The 18822-nt window shown below is 71.2% G+C and carries 17 protein-coding genes; 8 read left to right on the top strand and 9 right to left on the bottom strand.

Annotated elements, in window-relative coordinates; genetic code table 11:
• Positions 1 to 88: 88 nt before the first annotated feature.
• Positions 89 to 994 (top strand): aldo/keto reductase, encoded by a 906-nt coding sequence (locus IE94_RS0131060; protein WP_037924038.1) that lies wholly within the window; start codon positions 89 to 91, stop codon positions 992 to 994.
• Between the two features lie 153 nt (positions 995 to 1147).
• Here IE94_RS0131060 and IE94_RS0131055 read toward each other — a convergent pair whose 3' ends face one another.
• The 3 genes from IE94_RS0131055 to IE94_RS0131045 form a co-directional block, all read right to left on the bottom strand.
• A complete protein-coding gene (locus IE94_RS0131055) occupies positions 1148 to 2656 on the bottom strand; it encodes a GMC family oxidoreductase (RefSeq protein WP_030190940.1) in 1509 nt (502 codons plus the stop codon).
• A 272-nt stretch (positions 2657 to 2928) separates the two neighbouring features.
• On the bottom strand, positions 2929 to 3225 hold the full coding sequence (locus IE94_RS0131050) for a hypothetical protein (protein ID WP_030190936.1): 297 nt from the start codon (positions 3223 to 3225) through the stop codon (positions 2929 to 2931).
• A gap of 130 nt (positions 3226 to 3355) precedes the next feature.
• Positions 3356 to 4639, bottom strand: a complete 1284-nt coding sequence (locus IE94_RS0131045) for an MFS transporter (protein WP_245235348.1) — start codon at positions 4637 to 4639, stop codon at positions 3356 to 3358.
• An 84-nt stretch (positions 4640 to 4723) separates the two neighbouring features.
• On the opposite strand from IE94_RS0131045, the gene IE94_RS0131035 reads away from it, so the two are divergent.
• The gene (locus tag IE94_RS0131035) at positions 4724 to 5653 is read left to right on the top strand and encodes a LysR family transcriptional regulator (RefSeq protein WP_051777773.1); all 930 of its coding nucleotides are present in this window, start codon (positions 4724 to 4726) and stop codon (positions 5651 to 5653) included.
• 352 nt (positions 5654 to 6005) lie between these two features.
• Here the strand turns inward: IE94_RS0131035 and IE94_RS0131030 are convergent, their stop codons facing one another.
• The 5 genes from IE94_RS0131030 to IE94_RS40075 all read right to left on the bottom strand — a co-directional run bounded on the left by IE94_RS0131030 (position 6006) and on the right by IE94_RS40075 (position 11073).
• Positions 6006 to 7274: an MFS transporter gene (locus IE94_RS0131030; RefSeq protein ID WP_051777771.1), complete on the bottom strand. Its 1269-nt coding sequence runs from the start codon at positions 7272 to 7274 to the stop codon at positions 6006 to 6008.
• Positions 7275 to 7371: 97 nt separating this feature from the next.
• Positions 7372 to 8376 (bottom strand): ROK family protein, encoded by a 1005-nt coding sequence (locus IE94_RS0131025; protein WP_051777768.1) that lies wholly within the window; start codon positions 8374 to 8376, stop codon positions 7372 to 7374.
• A gap of 110 nt (positions 8377 to 8486) precedes the next feature.
• Positions 8487 to 9395, bottom strand: coding sequence for a glycosyltransferase family 2 protein (locus IE94_RS0131020; RefSeq protein WP_051777766.1), 909 nt, complete (start codon positions 9393 to 9395; stop codon positions 8487 to 8489).
• A complete protein-coding gene (locus IE94_RS0131015; protein WP_030190921.1) occupies positions 9392 to 10117 on the bottom strand; it encodes an HAD family hydrolase in 726 nt (241 codons plus the stop codon). The genes IE94_RS0131020 and IE94_RS0131015 overlap by 4 nt, the downstream gene beginning before the upstream one ends.
• 116 nt (positions 10118 to 10233) lie before the next feature.
• Positions 10234 to 11073, bottom strand: coding sequence for a PfkB family carbohydrate kinase (locus IE94_RS40075; protein ID WP_030190918.1), 840 nt, complete (start codon positions 11071 to 11073; stop codon positions 10234 to 10236).
• A 350-nt stretch (positions 11074 to 11423) separates the two neighbouring features.
• On the opposite strand from IE94_RS40075, the gene IE94_RS0131005 reads away from it, so the two are divergent.
• The 4 genes from IE94_RS0131005 to IE94_RS0130990 all read left to right on the top strand — a co-directional run bounded on the left by IE94_RS0131005 (position 11424) and on the right by IE94_RS0130990 (position 15760).
• Positions 11424 to 12146 (top strand): HAD family hydrolase, encoded by a 723-nt coding sequence (locus IE94_RS0131005; protein WP_030190915.1) that lies wholly within the window; start codon positions 11424 to 11426, stop codon positions 12144 to 12146.
• Between the two features lie 79 nt (positions 12147 to 12225).
• Entirely contained in the window at positions 12226 to 13533 is a 1308-nt protein-coding gene (locus tag IE94_RS0131000) for an aspartate aminotransferase family protein (protein ID WP_245235347.1), read from the top strand.
• Positions 13530 to 14438, top strand: coding sequence for an inositol monophosphatase family protein (locus tag IE94_RS0130995; RefSeq protein WP_030190911.1), 909 nt, complete (start codon positions 13530 to 13532; stop codon positions 14436 to 14438). Before IE94_RS0131000 ends, IE94_RS0130995 begins: the two co-directional genes overlap by 4 nt.
• Positions 14435 to 15760: an aminoglycoside phosphotransferase family protein gene (locus IE94_RS0130990; protein WP_030190908.1), complete on the top strand. Its 1326-nt coding sequence runs from the start codon at positions 14435 to 14437 to the stop codon at positions 15758 to 15760. The genes IE94_RS0130995 and IE94_RS0130990 overlap by 4 nt, the downstream gene beginning before the upstream one ends.
• Before the next feature lie 7 nt (positions 15761 to 15767).
• Here IE94_RS0130990 and IE94_RS0130985 read toward each other — a convergent pair whose 3' ends face one another.
• Positions 15768 to 16604, bottom strand: coding sequence for an SDR family oxidoreductase (locus IE94_RS0130985; RefSeq protein WP_030190907.1), 837 nt, complete (start codon positions 16602 to 16604; stop codon positions 15768 to 15770).
• A gap of 100 nt (positions 16605 to 16704) precedes the next feature.
• On the opposite strand from IE94_RS0130985, the gene IE94_RS0130980 reads away from it, so the two are divergent.
• Positions 16705 to 17769, top strand: coding sequence for a zinc-dependent alcohol dehydrogenase (locus IE94_RS0130980; protein ID WP_051777762.1), 1065 nt, complete (start codon positions 16705 to 16707; stop codon positions 17767 to 17769).
• Positions 17766 to 18542, top strand: a complete 777-nt coding sequence (locus tag IE94_RS0130975; protein ID WP_063829754.1) for an HAD family hydrolase — start codon at positions 17766 to 17768, stop codon at positions 18540 to 18542. The genes IE94_RS0130980 and IE94_RS0130975 overlap by 4 nt, the downstream gene beginning before the upstream one ends.
• Positions 18543 to 18822: the final 280 nt, after the last annotated feature.

The following is an 18822-nucleotide window of genomic DNA, read 5'->3' as shown; positions in this document are numbered from 1 at the left end:
TGCCGCCGACCCGTGTCTCCACGGCTCCACGGCACACTCCCTGGGGCTCGACACGCCGAGTTCTCCCGACGAAAGAGGTCGCACCACCATGACCGAGCACACGAGCGCGGACACGACCGCGCGTACGAAGATCCCCCTGGGCTCCGACCTGACGGTGGGCCGCATCGGATACGGCTCCATGCGCCTGACCGGGGAGGGACTCTACGGCGAGTACCCCGACCGCGAGGCCGGCAAGTCCTTCCTGCGTCAGGCGGTGGACGCCGGCGTCGACTTGATCGACACGGCCGACGTCTACGGGCCCCACACGACCGAAACGCTGATCCGCGAGGCGCTGCACCCCTACCCGGAGCACCTGGTCATCGCCACCAAGGGCGGTCTGGTCCGCAGCGGCCCCGAGCAGTCGACGATCGGATTCGTCGGCAACCCGCAGTACCTGCGGCAGTCCGTCCACCTCAGTGCCCGGCGCCTGGGTGTGGAGCGCATCGACCTGTACTACCTGCACAGCGGGTGGGCGAAGGATGCCTCCTTCGCCGAGCAGGTCGGCACGCTCGCACAGCTGCGCGACGAGGGAATGATCAGGAACATCGGGCTGTCGAACGTGTCGGTGGAGCAGCTGCGGGAGGCCAGGAACATCACCGAGATCGCCGCGGTGACCGCGCACTACAACGTCGTCGCACGTCAGGAGCGCCCGCTGCTCGATGCGGCGGGGGCGGCGGGGGCGGTGTTCGTACCCTGGCAGCCCGTGTCCCTCACCACGCCCGGTGACCCGACCGACACCAGGGGGAGCGACACGGTCGCCACCGCACTGACCGCCATCGCGGACGCCCACGGGGCGACCGTCCCGCAGGTCGCACTGGCCTGGCTCCTCGCCGTCTCACCGACGATGCTGCCGATTCCCGCCACCACCACACTCAGCCATCTGCGGGAGAACCTCGCCGCTCAGGACCTGCGGCTGACGGACGACGAGATCCGTACGATCGACGCCCTCGCCTGAGCCTGCCCGTGCGAAGAGGGTCGGACGACGCAGCTGCTGATCAGCGACCGCCGCGCGTCACCGACCGCCCGGCGGGAAGCCGATTCGCAGACCGCCCGTCCGGACCGCCGACCGGTCCGGACGGGCGGTTTGGCGGCCGCTGTCAGCCGAGGGTCACTTCGTCAGCAGATCGGAGGCACGCTCCGCGATGGCGTACACCGTGGCGTTGGTGTTGGCGCTGACGATGGCAGGCATGACCGACGCGTCGGCGATCCGCAGGCCGCCGATACCCCGCACCAGCAGGTCCGGGTCGACAACCGCCATGTCGTCGGACCCGATACGGCACGTGCCGCTGTAGTGGAAGTACGCGAGCAGCCCGCGTCGCAGGAAGTCCCGGACGGCGTCACCGTCGCGCACGTCGGGACCGGGCTGCGCCTCCTCCCCGCGCCACGGAGCGAGTGCGGGGGCCTCGCCGATCTCCCGGGCGATGCGCAACCCGGCCATCATCGTGGTGACGTCGCGCTCGTCGCCGAGGTAGTTGGGGTCCACCAGCGGAGCCACCGTCGGGTCCGGTGAAGCGAGCCGCACCGAACCGCGGCTGTGGGGTGCCATGACCGAGAAGCCGATCGTGTACCCGCTCTCGGGACCGGGCAGGGACGGAGCCCGGTACGGCAGGCTGACGAAGAGGATCTGCAGGTCCGGGCCTTCCGCCCCGGGGTCGACGCGGACGAGTCCGACGCCCTCGCCGGGCGGGTTGACGGGGCACGGGGGCACGGGCTGCCGCGCGGCGTAGGTCAGGGTCGACATGGCGTGGTCCTGGAGGTTGGCCCCCACACCCGGCAGGTCCAGCACCGGCTCGACGCCCACGTCGAGGAGGTGGTCCCGAGGACCGATGCCCGAAACCATGAGCAAGTGGGGGGTACCGATCGCGCCGGCAGCGAGAACGACCTCACGTGTGCTCCGCGCAGTGTGCCGCACGTCACCGACCACGTAGTCGACGCCTGTGCAACGGCCGTCGGACAGGCGAAGGCGCGTGACGAGCGCGCCTGTCACGATCTGAAGATTCGGGCGGTTCCGGACGGCGGGCGGCAGGTAGGCGTCGGCCGCGCTCTGCCGCTGTCCGTCGGCGATGGTGTTGTCGCACCAGCCGAATCCGGTCTCCAGACCACTGCTGATGTCGTCAGCGCGACGGTGACCTGCCTCGACCGCACCCTCGACGAGTGCGGCGACGACCGGATTGGGTGCGGCCGGCGGTCCGACCCTGAGCGGACCCTCCTGTCCGCGCACCGCGGCGTCGCGACCGGCGGCGGTCTCGCTACGTCGGAAGTACGGCAGCAGGTCCTCGAAGCCCCACCCCGGTGCACCCAGTGCCGGCCAGCGGTCGTAGCTCGACCGGTGGCCGCGCATGAAGTTCAGCCCGTTGATGCTGGAAGAGCCGCCGAGCGCGCGTCCTCGCGGCAGCGGCATGACCGCCCCACTGAAACTCTGCTCGGTCGACACACCGGCCCAGTCCGCAGTGCTGCCCATCAACGCCGGCCAGGCCCCCGGGACGGACATCAGCTCCAAGGGTTGCGCGTCTCCCGCTTCCAGCAGGAGCACCCGCAGGTCCGGATCCTGTGAGAGACGCGAAGCCACAACACTTCCGGCGGTGCCAGCGCCGACGACGACGTAGTCGTAGGTCACCGCTTCGTTTCGCACAGTCAGTCTCCTGTTCGCAGGCGGGACGGGATTCCCGCTGTAGCCCTCGGGCCCTCCGCGTCGCGCGAGAAGGTCCGATCAGACACATGTGGATCCTAGCCTCACACGTATGAACGACAAAACGTAGGTGGGTGAGCTGGTGTGTATGGAGTAACTGACCAGCCCCAACCGGAGCAGGGCGAGCTGGGAGTGTTGAACACCGATGGGGTGCCCGGCCGGTGTCGGCCGGGCACCCCATCGACTGAGAGGTAGGACTGTCAGTAATGGGCCCACCACAGGTTGACCTTGGTGGCGCTGGCCCAGGAGCAGTAGTACTTCTCTGCCCCCGTGGGGTCGGGGGTTCCGTAGGTCTCGCTGTTCTTCTGGTTCTCCATCGCCTGACACAGGGTCCAGGGGGACACGCCCCAGCTGTTCGAGTAGTAGGACGAGACGAAGTCGTTGTGCAGCGCGGCGGGAGCCGCCGAGGCCGAGGCGGCGCCTCCCGCGAGCAGGCCGGCGGCCGCGGTGGTGGCCAGCAGGAGCCCGGCGGAGGTTCGCTTGAGAGTCTTGATCATGTGAGCAGTAAAACTTTTGGCGGCCTGTCAGCACAAGAGATACGTGTGCAAACGAGTTTCGACGTTAAAAGGTTCTCAAATTAAGGACCTCGACCCGAAACCGCGCGACCGGCGAGGCGTCCCAGACCGGTCAACGCCACGTCGCACGGGCAGCGTTGTTGCCGACGACGACCGCCGACACGGCCCCCACCGAGAGCACCCCGGCGAAGCCGACCATCGCCGGTCCGAGCCCGACGTGCCGGCTCGCCACGCTGAAGAGGACGGCCGGCAGGCCCATACCCAGGTATCCGGCGACGAAGAACATGGCGAGCACCCCGGCCCGGGACTTCTCCCGGGCCACCTCGGTGGCCCGCACCACCCCGCACTTGAACAGCAGTCCCGCCCCCGCCCCGGCGACGGTCACCGCGAGCAGGAACAGCCACAGCGCCGGCCGGTACAGGGATCCCGTCACCAGCAGCAGTCCGGCCGGCAGCAGGGCGGCGCCCAGCAGGGACATGGGACGCGGCGCCAGCCTGCCCAGCAGCAGCTGGGCCAGCGCCGACGCGCCGAACATCAGGAACGCCGCCACACCGGCCACCAGGTGCGAGGTGATGCCGAGCCGGGTCACCAGGATGACCGCCCCGAGCGAGGAGATCAGCCCGAACAGCGCGAAGGAGAAGACGGCCAGCGCGGCGGCCGCACCGAACACCGTCCCGGTGCCGGGCCGCAGCCCGAACCGCTGCGGCGGGTTTCCGGCATCGCCCGTGCGCTCCACCGTCTCCGGTGTGGCCAGCACCGTCACCAGGCAGAGGACGGATGTCAGCGCGAACCCCGACTGGACCACGGTGAGCGGATGTCCGACCCATTGCGCGATCACGCCGGCGACCAGGGGGCCGAGGGCCAGCCCGCCGAGATTGGCGAGCGAGGCGACGACGCCGGGCAGTGCGGCGTCCGGCCGGTCCGGATGCCGGCGGTGGTGCAGGTCGTACAGGTACGCCGTGGCGGTGGACGCCATCAGCCCGATACCGGCCCCGGCGAGGAACCGGCCCACCAGCAGTCCCTCCAGTGTCGTCCACTCGACGAGCACCAGCGCGGCGACGGTTGCCACCGCCAGGGCGGGCACCACGATCCGCCGGCGCCCGAGCCGGTCCGACAGGTGCCCGAGGCCGAGGAAGCCGGCCACCGCGCCCAGCACGAGCACCGCGAAGGCGACGGTGACGGTCGTGGCGCCGAAGCCGTCCCGCTCCGCGTACAGCGGCCACAGTGGAGTCGGCGCGGTGCCGAAGGCCATCAGGACCGTGAAGGCGACGGCCACGGACCAGAATCCGCGTGTGTGGGCCGCCCGGTGGCGGTCCGCGCTCCGCCGGGAAGGCGCGGCCTCGGGCGGGCGGACATCGACGGGGGTGCGGCCGAGCGCTGCGACAGGGTGTGACATGCCTCAAGCCTCGTCCTCTCCGGGCCGGGCGTCCAACGTATCCTCGCGATACGCCATATCTCCGTGGGTGATAGACACGTACCTGTGGAACTGCATCATCTGCGCTACTTCGTGGCCGTGGCGGAAGAGGAGAGCTTCACCCGGGCCGCCCGGCGTCTGCACGTGGTCCAGTCGGCCGTCTCGACGGCCGTCCGTGCCCTGGAACGCGAGCTGGGCGCCGAACTGCTGGATCGCACCCCCCAGGGCGTGCTGCTCACCGAGGCCGGGACGGCGCTGCTGCCCAAGGCCACGGCCACCCTCGACGCGGCGCAGGAGGCGTACGACACGGTGCACGGCCTGCGTGGCCGGCTCCAGGGCACGCTCCGGGCGGGCGGGGTCGCCGCCGCCGGCCTGCTCGACATTCCCGCCCTGCTGGGCCGCTACCACGCGCTGCACCCCGACGTGACGCTCCGCCTGCACGCCTCGCCCGCAGGCTCCGCGGGACTGGTGCGCGATCTGTTGACGGGTGAACTCGACCTCGCCTTCTCGTCCCTGCCGGGCAACCGCCCCGAGGGGCTGGACGTGCGGGAGCTGGCCACCGCGCCGATGGTGCTGATCGTGCCCGCCGCGCACCGGCTGGCCGGCTCCGGTTCCGTGGCACTTCAGACCCTGGTGGACGAGCCCTTCGTCGACTCGCCCGTCGGTTACGGCAACCGCGATCTGGTGGACCGCGCCTTCGCCGCCGCGGGGTCGGAGCGCCGGGTGCTCCTGGAAGCCACCGACATCGCCACCACCGCCTCTTTCGTCCGCCACGGGCTGGGCGTCGCCTTCCTGCCCTCGTTCGTGGCCGGTCCGGCTCCTGAAGGGCTGGCCGTCCTCACCGTGCGGGACACCCCCATGCACTGGTCGCTGTACCTGGCCACCGCGACCCGGCGCCGTCCGCGGGCGACGGTGTCGGCCCTGCTGCGGCTCGTCGACGCGGAACTTCCCCGCTTCCTCACCGCGCCGCACGGCGAAGCGGCGGGCACCGAGTGAACGTCCGCACCCCTCGGCGACGTCACGGCAGGGGTGCGCCGGTGCGTGGTGTCGGGGCAGCCGGAACCCCGGTCGGCAGATCACCGCGTCGGTGTCACGTCGCACGGCGTGGGCGACGACGGCACTCCGCCGGTTCCACAGCGACCACAGCCACCGCTGCTTCGGTCCGGTCTCGGGGATGAGCACCGTGACGCGGGTGCCCGGCTCGGCAGCCGCTGCCGTGTTCACGGTGGTCTGCGCCCCGGCCGTCCGGTGTTTCGTCCTCCGGGCCGGGGTGCGCCGGGCGGGCGGTGAGCCGTCCGGAGGCCGTGCCGTGGTCGGTCGTGGCGCCGTGATTGGCCGGGGCTCCCGGTCAGGATCCCGTGATGTCACGCGCGGGGGTCAAAACCTTCGACAGGGCCAGGACCGTCAGGCCGGCGGCGACCATCACCGAAACGCCCGCCCGCAGGCTCAGCCGGTCGCCCAGCAGCCCGACCACCGGAGGCGCGGCGAGGAACCCGACCCTGGCCACCCAGGAGACGATCGCGACGCCGTCGGAACTGCGTGTGCCGGGGATCCTCCCTGCTGCCCGTATCGCGGCCGGGAAGAGGGTGGAGGCACCGAGTCCCGCGCAGGCGAAGGCAGCGATCACCGCGGCGGCGGAGTGGGTCAGCAGTGCGCAGGCCACCGGCAGCGCCACGAGCACGCCGCTGAGGCGGGCCACCGCCACCGTTCCGAGGCGGTCGGTCACCCGGTCGCCGAGGAACCGGCCGGCGGTCATCGCACTCTGGAAGGCGATGTAGGCGAACCCGGCCGTGGCGTCGGAGGCCCGGTAGTCGTCCTGCAGCAGAGCGGCGCCCCACGAGGCCGGGGTGTCCTCGATGACGGACGACGTGACCAGGAGCAGCCCGAGCATCAACAGGCTCGGCAGTGCCGCCCTGATCCCGGCACGGTACGCGGAGCCGGTGGGCGCCGGCTCGTGGGCGGTGGCCGTTCCGTCTCCGCCCGGCAGGAGGAGCGGCCACACCGCCGCGCCGAGCAGCGCGAGCATTACGCCCACCGCGACGAGGTGGGGTCGCAGCGGGACGGCGCAACCGATGAGCAAGGTCGAGAGCAGTCCACCGACGACCGCGCCCACGCTCCACAGCGCGTGGAAGCTGTTCAGGATCGATCTCCGGTATCCGCGCTCCACCCGCAGCCCATGGGTGTTCATCGACGCGTCCATGATGGCGTCGAGCACGCCGAGCAGGAACAGGCAGCCGGCCAGCGTCCACCACCCGGACGTGAAGGAGACCAGCGGTACCGCGAGGGCGAACACGAACGCGCAGAGCGTGGCGAGGCGGCCGCTGCCGACCCGGGCGCCCAACGGTCCTGCGAGAAGTCCGGCGGTCAGGGCACCGACCGGCATGCAGGCCAGGGCGGTCCCGAGTGCCGCGTTGGAGAGTCCGGCGTGGTCGCGGATCTCGGGCAGGCGCGGAACGATGTTGGCGTAGGCCAGTGCGTTGGCGAAGAAGAGCAGGAAGACCGCGGTTCTGGCGCGTCGCAGCAGGCGGGTCGGGCCCGGTGGCGGGGCGTCGAGGGGCCGGGCGCCGGGCGGTTCGTCCGGGGCGGGACTGCTGGTGGGGTGAGTGGAGTCGTTCACGGAGGGACCTTCCGGCTGGGGGGGGCAGGTCGTGTCTGCGACCGGTGGGCGCCGCACGTCGCAAGCGGGCCGGCGGCAAGGCGGCCGAGGTGAGCCGTCAGAGCGTGGGAACGGCCGCAGCGGCGGCATATCGCTGGGGAAGGTGCAGGAACGCGGCGGCGCCGACGAGTCCGGCGTCCGCACCGAGCCGGGCGGGGCGGACGGCCGTCTTGCGCAGGAAGGGCAGCCCCGCGAACTCGCGCATCCCCGCCTCGATGGCGTCGAAGAGCGGACGTCCCGCCTGGGCCACGCCACCGCCCACCACGATCAGGTCGAGATCGCACACAGCGCTCACGGAGGTGAAGGCCGCGGCGAGTGCTCGTCCGGCCTCGGCGAAGATCCGACCGGCCAGGGCATCGCCGGCGCGTGCCGCGACAGCGAGGTCGGCGGCGGTCCTTCCGTCGCCCGGACGACTCCAGCCGGCCGCCCGCGCACGTGCCAGCAGCGCCGTGCCGCTGGCGGTCAGCTCCAGACAACCACGGCTCCCGCAGGGGCAGTCGGGCCCGTCCGGATCGATGATCACGTGTCCGATGTGCCCGGCATTGGCCGATGGACCGGTCCAGGGACGGCCGTCCAGGACCAGTCCTCCGCCGACGCCGGTCGACACCGTGCAGCCCAGCATGTTCCGCGTACCGAGGCCGGCGCCGGCCCAGTGTTCGCCCACAGCCATGCATGTCCCGTCCCCGGTCAGGGTCACCGGGACGTCGGGAGCCCACGCCGAGGCCCACGTCCGGACGGGAGCGTCACGCAGGACCGGAATCATGACCGGGCTGATGGTTCCGGCGTCCGGGTCGATCGGCCCCGCGGACCCGATGCCGACGCCGCGCACGCCGCCGGCCGCGGCGGCGTGTTCCAGGACGCCCAGCGCGGCCGCCGTCACCGCGGCCCGTGCCTCCTCGCGGCCACCCGTCACCGGCGTCGGCACGACGACGCGGTGGCTCACCGAAGCGTCGGGATGGACCAGCGCTGTCGCGATCTTGGTCCCACCGATGTCGACGGCGAGCACCGGGCGGGCATCAGCGGCTGCCGACGAGAGCGGGGAAGCGTGGGAAGGGGCGCTCATGAGGAATACTCCCTGACTGGGTGATCGGGGGCGGCGCAGGAGCGGCGGCCGCTCGGGGACTGCTCAGGAGGGCCGGCCCGCCGGCGACTGCGCGGAAGGGCCGGGACGGCTCAGAGATAACGAGTGCGGTGGCGCAGGCTGCCCAGCAGCCGGCCGGCGCGCAGGGCGACGCGGACGGCCCACCGGGCCCGCGCCGCTTCGGGACCAAGCACCGCACCGGCTCGCAGCAGCAGCCTCGCCCATTCCCAGAGCGCCTCTTTGGACGAGGACCGGGGCATTCCGTCGGCGGCGAAACGGCGGTACAGCAGAGGATGCGACCGCCCGTACCGGTAGTACTGGCGTGCCATGTCACGTACGCGGTCACGCAGGCGGTACAGGACCACGGCGTCGGCCGCGAAGGCGAGAGCGGCGCCCGACAACTGGGCACGCCAGAAGAACTCGACATCGTCCGACCCGTAGGTGAACGCCGGATCGAACCCGCCCAGTCGCTCCCAGACCTCCCTCCGTACGCCGCAGTTGGCGCCCCACGGGTAGGGCAGGAAGGCGAACGAGTCGGCGAGCGAGGGAACCGGCGCCGGCGGACGGGCCGCGAGAGCCACCGCACCGTTCAGGGTGTGCCGCTCCAGGGCTCCGCCCACCGCCGCGGCCGTGCCCAGCGCCGCGACCATCGCGGACATCCATGTCGGGGCGACGATGTCGTCGGCGTCGCAGAACAGCAGGAGTGTCCCGGCACTGTGCCTGCACCCAAAATTGCGCGCCCCATTGACGCCGCCACCGCCGTCGGCGCGCACCACGCGGAGAGCGGGCAGTACGGATCGGTGTGCCTCCGCCACCGCCGCCGTACCGTCGGACGAACCGTCGTCCACCACGATCACCTCCCAGGGGCCGGTGTGGTCCTGGACCGCCAGCGCGTCCAGTTGTCGGCCGAGCGTGTCCGCGGCGTCACGCGCCGGTACGATCACCGACACCAGGGCCTCGTCCACGGGGCCGGCCGGACGCGGCACCTCGACGGACGTCACGGTGTCCCCCGCCGCACGGCCGGCTCCCGCTCCGGCCCGCCCAGGATGGCTCCGACCACCCGGTCCGTGTCCCGCAGGTCGGGCAGGACGGCCTCGGCTCCCGCAGCCAGCAGTTCCTCGGCGCCGTCGCCCCCGGTCGCCACCGCTACCACCCGCGCACCGCCCTCGACAGCTGCCGCGACATCCCGCAGGGTGTCGCCCACCAGTACGGTGTCGTCAGCCCCGAAGCACCTGCCGTATCTGTCACTGGCCCGGCGCTGCGCCACGGCGACCAGCCGCGCACGGACCGGGTGATCCGATCCGTAGGCTCCGGCGTCGAAGTCGACCAGGCGGTCCAGTCCGAAGGCCGCGAGCTTGCGGTGGGCGTTGGGCCGCAGGTTGCCGGTCAGCAGCGACTGGGCGGCCCTTGGATCGGCACGCAGAGCCGTCAGCGCCTCGAAGGATCCGGGCAGTCGCCGCCCTCCCGATCGCAGCTCGTCGTCCAACTCACGCAGGGCGGTGACCATCGCCGCGGCCGCCTCCGGCGCGCTGATGCCGTGCACGCCGTGCGCTTCCAGCAGCTGGCCCATGATCGCCTGTTCGGTGCGGCCCTCGGTCGGGACGGTGACCTTTGGGGCCGATCCGGTCAGGGCACGGAAGGCACGCGGGTAGACGGCCGGCCCGGCCGGTCCGCTGTCCAGCAGGGTGTGGTCGATGTCCCACAGGACCAGGGTGGTGAGCATGTATCCCCCAGAGTGGCGAGAGTGAAGGGAGCCTGCGGCGGGCCAGGTCGGTGCACCGGGTTCGCCGGCCGGCTACCGACTCTCGGCTCTCGGCACCCGTTCCCGGTCGAAGGCCGTCAGGGCAGGGTGTAGGGCCCGCGCGTCGCCGCGCATCGCGCCGCGCGTTCGGCCGCGGCGCGCAGCGCCGTGGCCGTGGTGGCGCCCCTGCCGAGCGCGTGCGCGAGAGCGGCTGCGAAGTTGTCTCCCATGCCGTAGCTGTCCTGCTCCCGACCCGGGACGGGCATCGCGTCGTACCTGCCCGTCACGTCGGCCGACAGGAAACGGCCGCCCTCGCGTCCTTCGGTCAGTACGACCAGGCCGGGCTTGGTGGCGAAAGAGGCCGGGTCGTACCGTTCGGCCGGATCCGCGGCGCTTCCGATCAGGGCGTCCACCGGCACTCCGCAGGTGGCGACCACCTCCGACTCCCGGAGACTCGCGGTCACCACACGTGCCCGACGGGCATGTTCCAGGACACGGCCATCGCCCGCCACGAAATGCACCACGTCGTAGGTGACCAGTTCGTGCCAGGGCAGAGGATCGTCGAGGGAGGGCTGAAGGCGCGGTCCGAGCGTCGTGGTGGTGCGTTCGCCGGAGTCGTCGACCACACTGACGGCCGTGCGGGTGCGCCCGGGGCGGGTGGCGGTCAGGACCTCCACCCCGAGTCGTCCGAGGACTTCTTCGCTGCGGCGGCCGGCGGTGTCGTCGCCGAGCGCGGTGAAGAACGTCGTCCGCCCGGCCAGTTGTGCCATCTGCACGGCGGCGACGGCACCACCACCGGCCGGTCCCTCCCAGACGGCGGCCGCGTGAGCCACCTCGCCCTGCTGCGGCACCCGGGCCAGCCGCGCGATGGTGGTCCACTCCACGTGCCCGACGACCGCGGTCCGAAGACCCCTGCTTACGCCGCCTGGATGACCCATGTGTCTCCTTCGAGGCCGATCGATGACGTGGCGTGTTGTCACATGTTGCCGAGCCGCAGTGTCACATGACAATGCACCCAGCGGAAGAGACGCCTTCGCGCGCCTGCCCCTGGATGCCCATCGGATGGCAATCCTCTTGAGATACATGTTTACGGCCGCCGCGCTTGGCGAAAGATCGCTGCGTACAAGGGGGTTGCGGAGACATGGAGAGTGACTGATGATCGTCCGCAGCCGAAACAGCACGCGGGATCCGTCACGCGAATGAAGCGTGGAGGTCTGCAATCCTGCGAGAGGGTTCCACACGCATGGTGTCCACATCATCCTTCTCGGCCGGACGGCGAGGCACTGCCGTGCGCGCTCTCCTTTTCGACCTCGACGGCACACTCTGGGACCCTGAGCCCCATGTCTACCGCATCTATTCCGACGTCTTCCGCGACCACGGCCACGAACTGACGCGCAGCCGGTGGGCCGGTGTCCTCGGCACCATCGGCTTCGACCTGTGGGGGAGCCTGGAAGAGCTGACCGGCCGTTCGCTGGACCGCGCCGTCCTGGACGCCCACGTGGCACGCCGAAAGGAGAAGGAACTCGCGGTACTGCGGGCGCGCCCCGGCGTACCGGGTCTGCTCCAGCAGACCGATCAAGCCGGTCTGCTCCGGTCGGTGGTCAGCAACAGTCCCACCGCCTGGATCAGGCGCTACATCCGGCAGTGCGGCATCGAGGGCGGGTGGCAGGCCATACACAGTCCGGAGGGCGACACCAACCGTGCCAAACCGACCCCGTATCTCTACCGCGAGGCACTGGCCAGGCTCGGCGTCGCCCCGCACGAGGCCGTCGCCTTCGAGGATTCCCCCAGCGGTGTCCGCGCGGCGCACGCGGCCGGGGTGCGCTGCGTCGCCGCGCCCAACGCCATGACCACCTCCCTCGACCTCAGCCTGGCGCACCTGCGCATCGAGTCCTTCGAGGGCACCCGCCTGGAGGAGATCCTGCACCGGATCGAATCCGACCCGCGCAGGGCAGACGACGACGGTACGTCCATGAAGAAGCACAAGACCCCGGACGACGTCTGCCTCTGACGCTGTGACGTCACGGCTTCTCCCGAAACCGGCAGCCGCGAGTGCCCCTGGCGAGCCGGCCCACCTTCACGGAGGCATCATGCACGTATCCATGGCCCCAACCGGCACGAACCCGTCGAGGACCGAGCCGGCCGACGACGTGGTGAACCACTTCTACTATCCGCCCGACGACTTCGAGGCCGACCGCGGCGAAGGCGTCTACCTCTACGGCAAGGACGGCCGGCGCTATCTGGACGCGTCGTCGGGGACGTTCAACCTCACACTCGGCTACTCGCACCCGGAGGTCGTGGAGACGATCCGCGAACAAGCCGGCGAACTCATCCACGTCACCAGCAAGTTCCAGTCCAAGCCGGTCAACGCGCTGGTCGCCGCGCTCAGCGAGGTGGCGCCGGCCGGCCTGACCCGAGTACACCTCAAGTCGTCCAGCGGATCGGACGCCAACGAGGCAGCCATAAAGATCGCCCAGCACCATACCGGCAACCCCGACGTCATCTCCCTGTTCCGCGGCCACCTCGGACAGACGATGGCGATGATCAACGCGTCGGGCGCCGCCTTCCGCCGGGCACCCTTCCCCGCCCAGCTCCCCGGGGTGGTGCACGTGCCCGACCCCTACTGTGTCCGCTGCTTCTACCGGCAGCAGCGCGAGACCTGCGGACTGCTGTGCGTGGAACGCGTCAACGACTTCATCGACTACGCCAGTTCCGGCCGGGTGGCCGCCGTCATACTCGAACCGATCTCGGGCAACGGCGGCAACGTGGTGCCGCCGGACGGGTACCTCCAGGCGCTGCGCGAGCTGTGTGACGAGCGGGGCATCCTGCTGGTCTTCGACGAGATCCAGACCGGTTTCGGCCGCACCGGGCACATGTTCGCCTCGGACACCTTCGGTGTCTCCCCGGACATACTCACCTTCGGCAAGGGGCTCGGCGGCTCGGGGATGCCCATCGCCGGGCTCCTGACGGCGGAGCACCTGACAGGGCTGGAGGGCCATCACATCAACTCGACGTTCGGGGCCAACGTCCTGGCCTCGTCCGTGGCCGTGAAGACGCTGGAGATCATCCGGCGTCCCGGCTTCCTGGAGAACGTCCGGGCCGTCGGCGCCCACATCATGGACCGGCTCGGCGAACTGGCCGCCCGTCACGCCTTCATCGGTGATGTCCGGGGCCGCGGTCTCATGATCGGCATGGAGGTCAACGACGCGGACGGCCGTCCGGACCCGGGCTTCACCAACCATCTGGCGGCCCGGGGCATGGACCACGGGCTCCTCCTGCGCACCTCGCTCTACGGCTTCGGGAACGTCCTCAAGGTACGTCCCCCGCTGATCATGACCGTGGAGGAGGCCGACGAGCTGTGCGACCGGCTGGACCGACTGTTCGCGGACGCGCTGTGAGGGCGCTGGTGCAGGGCGTCGCCGACCGGATATGGCAGGCCGTACGCGACGACCGGGCCACCCGCTCGGGACGTTATGTGGAGGGCATCACGGCCGGCGGCGACGCCGAGTTTCCCGTCGACGTCCTCGCCGAACGGGTGGCCTGGGACTTCCTCCAGGAATCAGGGGTCTCCGTCGCCGTCTACACGGAGAGCGAGGGGCTCCGGATCATCGGCGAGGATCCGAGCCACGTCCTGGTCATCGACCCCATCGACGGCACCCGGGGGGCGGCCGCCGATCTGGAAATGGCGTGTGTCTCCGTCGCCGCCGCCCGTTACGGACCCGCCCCCGTCATCGCCGACGTCGAGTACGCGATGCTCAAGGAGGTGAAGACCGGACAGTGGATGTACGGCGACATCCACTCCGCCGGCATCGAGAGCGGCGGATACCCCGACCCGGTTCCCAGCCTCGGCAGGACCGAGGAGACGGAACGCATGTTCTGGTCCCTGGAGTTCAACGGCCATCCCGCCCAGCTCATGATCGACGCCTACGGTCACCTGGTGGACGCCTCGGCCAATCGCGGCGGCGTCTACGTCTTCAACAGCGCTTCCTTCTCCATCTCCCGCATCATCACGGGCCAGATGGACGCCTACGTCGACATCGGCAACCGCCTGCTGCGCGACCGTCCGGAGACGGAGAGCGACTTCCGGAGAGTCGGCCACGGCAGCATCCTGCACCTGTTCCCCTACGACATCGCCGCATCGGTCTTTCTCGCCGAACGGGCCGGCGTCGTCATCACCGACGCGTACGGCGCCTCACTGGGCGACATGCTGCTCCTGGAGATCGACCCGGACAACCAGCGCTCCTGCATCGCAGCGTGCACTCCTGCTCTGCACGCCGCTCTGCTCTCGACGATTCACTGGTGAGCACCGCCCGCACGCCCCACAGGGAGGCCCCCATCGCCACCGCACGGCCCCAGCAGACGTCCGACACCCCCACGGCAACCGTGGGCACTTCCTCGCCGGCCGGCGAACAGGCCGCGGTCGACGCGGCCGCAGCACGTCTGCGCCTCACCGTCGGGGAGGAGATCCTGGACGGCGGCTCGCCCGCTCGGGTCCACCACGCCCGCACGGAGGACGGAACAGAAGTGGTCCTCAAAGTCCTCGCCGCCCATCCCGGAGCGGTGGACGGACACGACCTGAGTTCCTTCCACGGCAAACTCGAACAGATCGACCATCTCCGCGAGCACGCGCCGCAACTGGCCGCGCGCTACCTGCCGGTCCTCAGCTCCGTCGTGGGCGACGGATGGGCCGCCACCACCACCGCCCACCTGCCCTCCGAGGACCTCGGCGCCGCACTGCGCCGGGACGACGGCGACGAGAACCTGTTCTTCGCCCGCAACGACCTCGTCCTGCGCGCGCTGCTGACCGACGGGTACGCCCGCGCCACCTCCCCCGTGCCCCCGGAGCACCTCGCCGACGTCCACATAGGCCGGTTCCTGCGCCGCCTGCCTGTGCTGGAGCGGCACTTCCCGCAACTGGCCGGCGAACGCCAACTCGTCATCGAGGGACGGCGCCTGGAAGCCCCGGCACCGCTGCTGCGCCGACTGCTGGAGACGCAGGCGGACCGCCTCAGCGCACTGGCTCCGGCCCGGCTCGGTGCTCCCGCGCATGGTGACAGCAACGTGCGCAACCTGCTTTTCGCCACCGACGGCCGCGCGGACACGGACGTCCACCTCATAGACCCCCGCGGTTCCACCGCCCCCTGGGACCCCGTGTACGACCTCGCGAAGATCCTGTTCAGCCTTACTGTCTGGGACCCGATGCTCCGCCTCGGCATCCGGGTCGACCACGACCCGGCCGCCGGCGGATACCGTGCCGAGTTCCGCGCCCCGGTGTACCCGGGCTACCGGTCGGCGGCCCACCAGTACCTCGATCGCCTGGACGGCGTGGACACCGATGCCTGGTTCGACAAGGACCCGCACTGGAAGCAGCGCCTGCTGTTCACCCATGCCCTGCACGTACTCGCCGAGGCACCGTGCAGACTCTCCGACCGCAAACCCAAGTACGACGCGACCGGGCGTCGGGTCACCATCGAAGAACTCGCCCTCGGTCACTACCTGATGGGCACCGTGCTGCTCAACGACCTTGCCGTCCAGTGGGCGGAGGGCGCCGCGGAGCTGGACACCCACCGCCACCTGTCCGTGGTGACGGGCGGACCGCCCGTCTCGCCGGGACGCGACCGCTGACGGGCTTTCAGCCGTCGGTCACCCGGTGGCGCCTCAGATCGGCCAGTGCCTCGTCCAGCCCGGGTCCCAGGAGGCGATGGCGTTCGCTGCGCAGTACCAGGCGGGCGGGGCGGCGCGGCGCGGGCACCGGATCGTCGCCGCGCACGGCGACGACCTCGGTCGGCAGGTCCAGCGCGTCCCGGACCCCGGCCATCAGCTCGAACCGGGTGACCACCTGGGAGCCGCCCAGGTGGAACACGCCCACTCCGTCCCACAGCTCCTCCAGCGCCCCGGCCAGCCACGGCAGGTACAGCGGCGCGCACACCACGTCCGTGCGCGCCGCTGTCCGAGGCTTGTCGAACCTGGCCATGAAGCGGTCCGCGAACACACTGCGCCCGTACACCAGCGGTATCCGCACGACCAGATGTCCGTCCTCGCCCGCGAGGAGGTCCTCGGCAGCGGACTTGGACCGCCCGTAGGCGTTCACCGGCGCGCGGGCGGAACTCTCCGTATAGGCATCAGCGGCGCCGTCGAAAACGTTGTCCGTGGACAGCAGCAGGATGCGGGTGCCGGTGCCGCGCACCGCTTCCCGCAGCGTCTCGACCGACCCCGCGTTGAGCTCCATGGCCAGATCAGGACGGCGCTCGGCATCGGCGAGGTCCACCAGACCGGCGGCGTGGACCACGAGGTCGAAGCCGCCGTCCAGCAGCAGAGTTCGCAGCGCCCCCGCGTCGCGCAGGTCGAGCGGTATCAGGCCCGGCACGGCCCGCGCCGACCGGGTTCCGACCACCGTGTGCCGGACGGACCAATCGGACCAAAGAGCCCCACCGACGTAGCCGGAGGCCCCCAGCAGCAAGATACGCATTCGCCTTCTCCGGAGTTCCCGCCGCCCCCGAGGGCGGCCCGTCGGCCCACCGTAGCCGCCCGCAGCGTATCCACAGAAGATCACAGGAGTCATCACAGTCATGACGGACATGCAGGCCTTGGTCCTGGAAGCGGGGACACCCCGGCTCCGCACCCGCCCCACGCCCGTGCCGGGACACCCCGAGGATGTCGTGGTACGCGTGGCGGCCAGCGGCATCTGCGGCACTGACCGGGGCATCGTGCTGGGCGAGTTCCCCGCCCTGGACGGTGTGGTCCTCGGACACGAGGCGGCCGGAGTGGTGACAGCGGTGGGAGCCGCGGTGACCGCGGTCCGCCCCGGCGACCGTGTGGTCGTGAACCCCACCTACTTCTGCGGCCGGTGCCGTCCGTGCCAGCGAGGCATGGCGGCCCATTGCACGGCGAAGGACGGCCGGGAGATCGGCGTCGACCGGGACGGCACGATGGCCGGTGCGGTCGTCGTACCCGGAGCCTTCGTGCACCCGATCCCGGACACCATGTCCTTCCGGCGTGCCGCCCTCGTCGAACCGTTGGCGTGTGTCCTCAACAACGTCGAAGCCGCCGCGCCCCGCCCGGACGACCGGGTCCTGGTGATCGGCGGCGGACCGATCGGCACCCTGTGCGCCATGGTGTTCGCGCACCGCGGCACACGGACGGTCCTGCTGGAGCGGGCCCCCGAGCGGGCAGTGCTGGCGCGGAGCATACTCCCACCCGCCGTGCGGGTGATCAGCGGCGACGAGCCGGGTCTCTGCCTCGCGGAGGGCGCGCCCGCGGACAGCCCGGACGTCGTCGTGGACACCACCGGGGTTCTGCTCGCGGAGGCCCTCACACATGTCGCGCCCGGTGGCACGGTCGTGGTCATGGGCGAACGGGAGGCCGCTCGGGCCTCGCTGGCGCTACGTGCCCTGGTCACCGAGGGCATACGTGTCATCGGTGCGGGCCCCTACCCTCCTCACCTCTTCCGGGCCGCCCTCGACCTCGCCGACATCATGCCGATCGACCGGATCATCACCGACGAGTTCGCACTCGACGCCTACGAGGATGCCTTCGCCGCACTGGCGGCCCCTCTGGGAGCAGGCGCGACCGCGGGCACCTACACGGCGATGAAAGTCCTGCTCGTCTCCGATTCCGAGCTGGTGCGCCGGTGACCGCCCGCACGGCCGCGAACGAAGCCGGCGCAGCGCCGCCCGGCCGCCCGGCCACCGGATGGATGGTGTTCGACTACGGTGAGGTGATCAGCTGGCACCGGGATGTCCGTGCGGAGCTGGCCGCCGTACTGGGAGTGCCGGTCGCCGCCTTCTGCGCGGCGTGGGCCGCCGAACGCCCCGCCTATGACCGGGGCGCCACGGACCTGGCGTACTGGCAGGCGGTCGGCACCCGGGTCGGTGCCCGCGTGGACAGAGGTACCGCGAACCGGCTCACCGCCCTGGACCTCTCCGCCTGGTCGACGGCGAGGCCGGACGTGGTCGCGCTGATCGCCGATCTCTTTGCTGCCGGCGTTCCCCTGGCCCTGCTCTCCAACGCCCCTCGGTCCCACGCCCGGAGCCTGCGCGAGCAGGCGTGGTCGAAGTACTTCCGTCACCTGTTGTTCTCGGGCGAGTTGGGGACCGCCAAACCGGATCCGGCGATATGGCGAGTGGTGGCCGCACGGCTCGGTTCCGGACCTGCCGACTGCCACTTTCTCGACGACCGTCCCGAGAACGTCGCGAGTGCGCGGCAGGCCGGCCTCCGGGCCGAGCTGTGGACCGGAACGACCGCCGACCGCCTGCGGCGTACCGCCCTCAAAGGCGCGCTCCGGCCGGCACGGCACGTACGGGCGGACGGGAACCTTGTTCCGCAGCCCAGGAGATCGGCCGACGCGGCAGTGCAGCGGAAGGGACACCACGTCCCGGATGGCGCCGGAACTGATCCAGGCCAATGAGACTTCGGGGACCGCGAGTTCCAGCTGGGTGACGCGGGAGAGCAGGACGCGCAGGGCCGTCGACCCACGTCGTCGCGTCGTGGGTCGACGGCGCTGGACTGCCACAGGCCCTTGCGGCCGCGGGCGATCGCGTCGAGGCCCGCGTCGGCAGCCGCTCCCGCCGCTACTGGGGCGAGGCCGGCATGGCGTTCCCGGACGAGAACTCCCGGTCGATGCGCATCGACCCACGCCGTCGGCCGGCATCCGCGAAGGGGGCGGACGGCGATGCGCGGAACGGCCC

The sequence above is a fragment of the Streptomyces violaceorubidus genome (assembly GCF_000717995.1).
Classification (GTDB): Bacteria; Actinomycetota; Actinomycetes; order Streptomycetales; family Streptomycetaceae; genus Streptomyces; species Streptomyces violaceorubidus.
The sequence above is the reverse complement of the archived record's forward strand: the minus strand, read 5'-3'. Positions and strand labels throughout refer to the sequence as shown.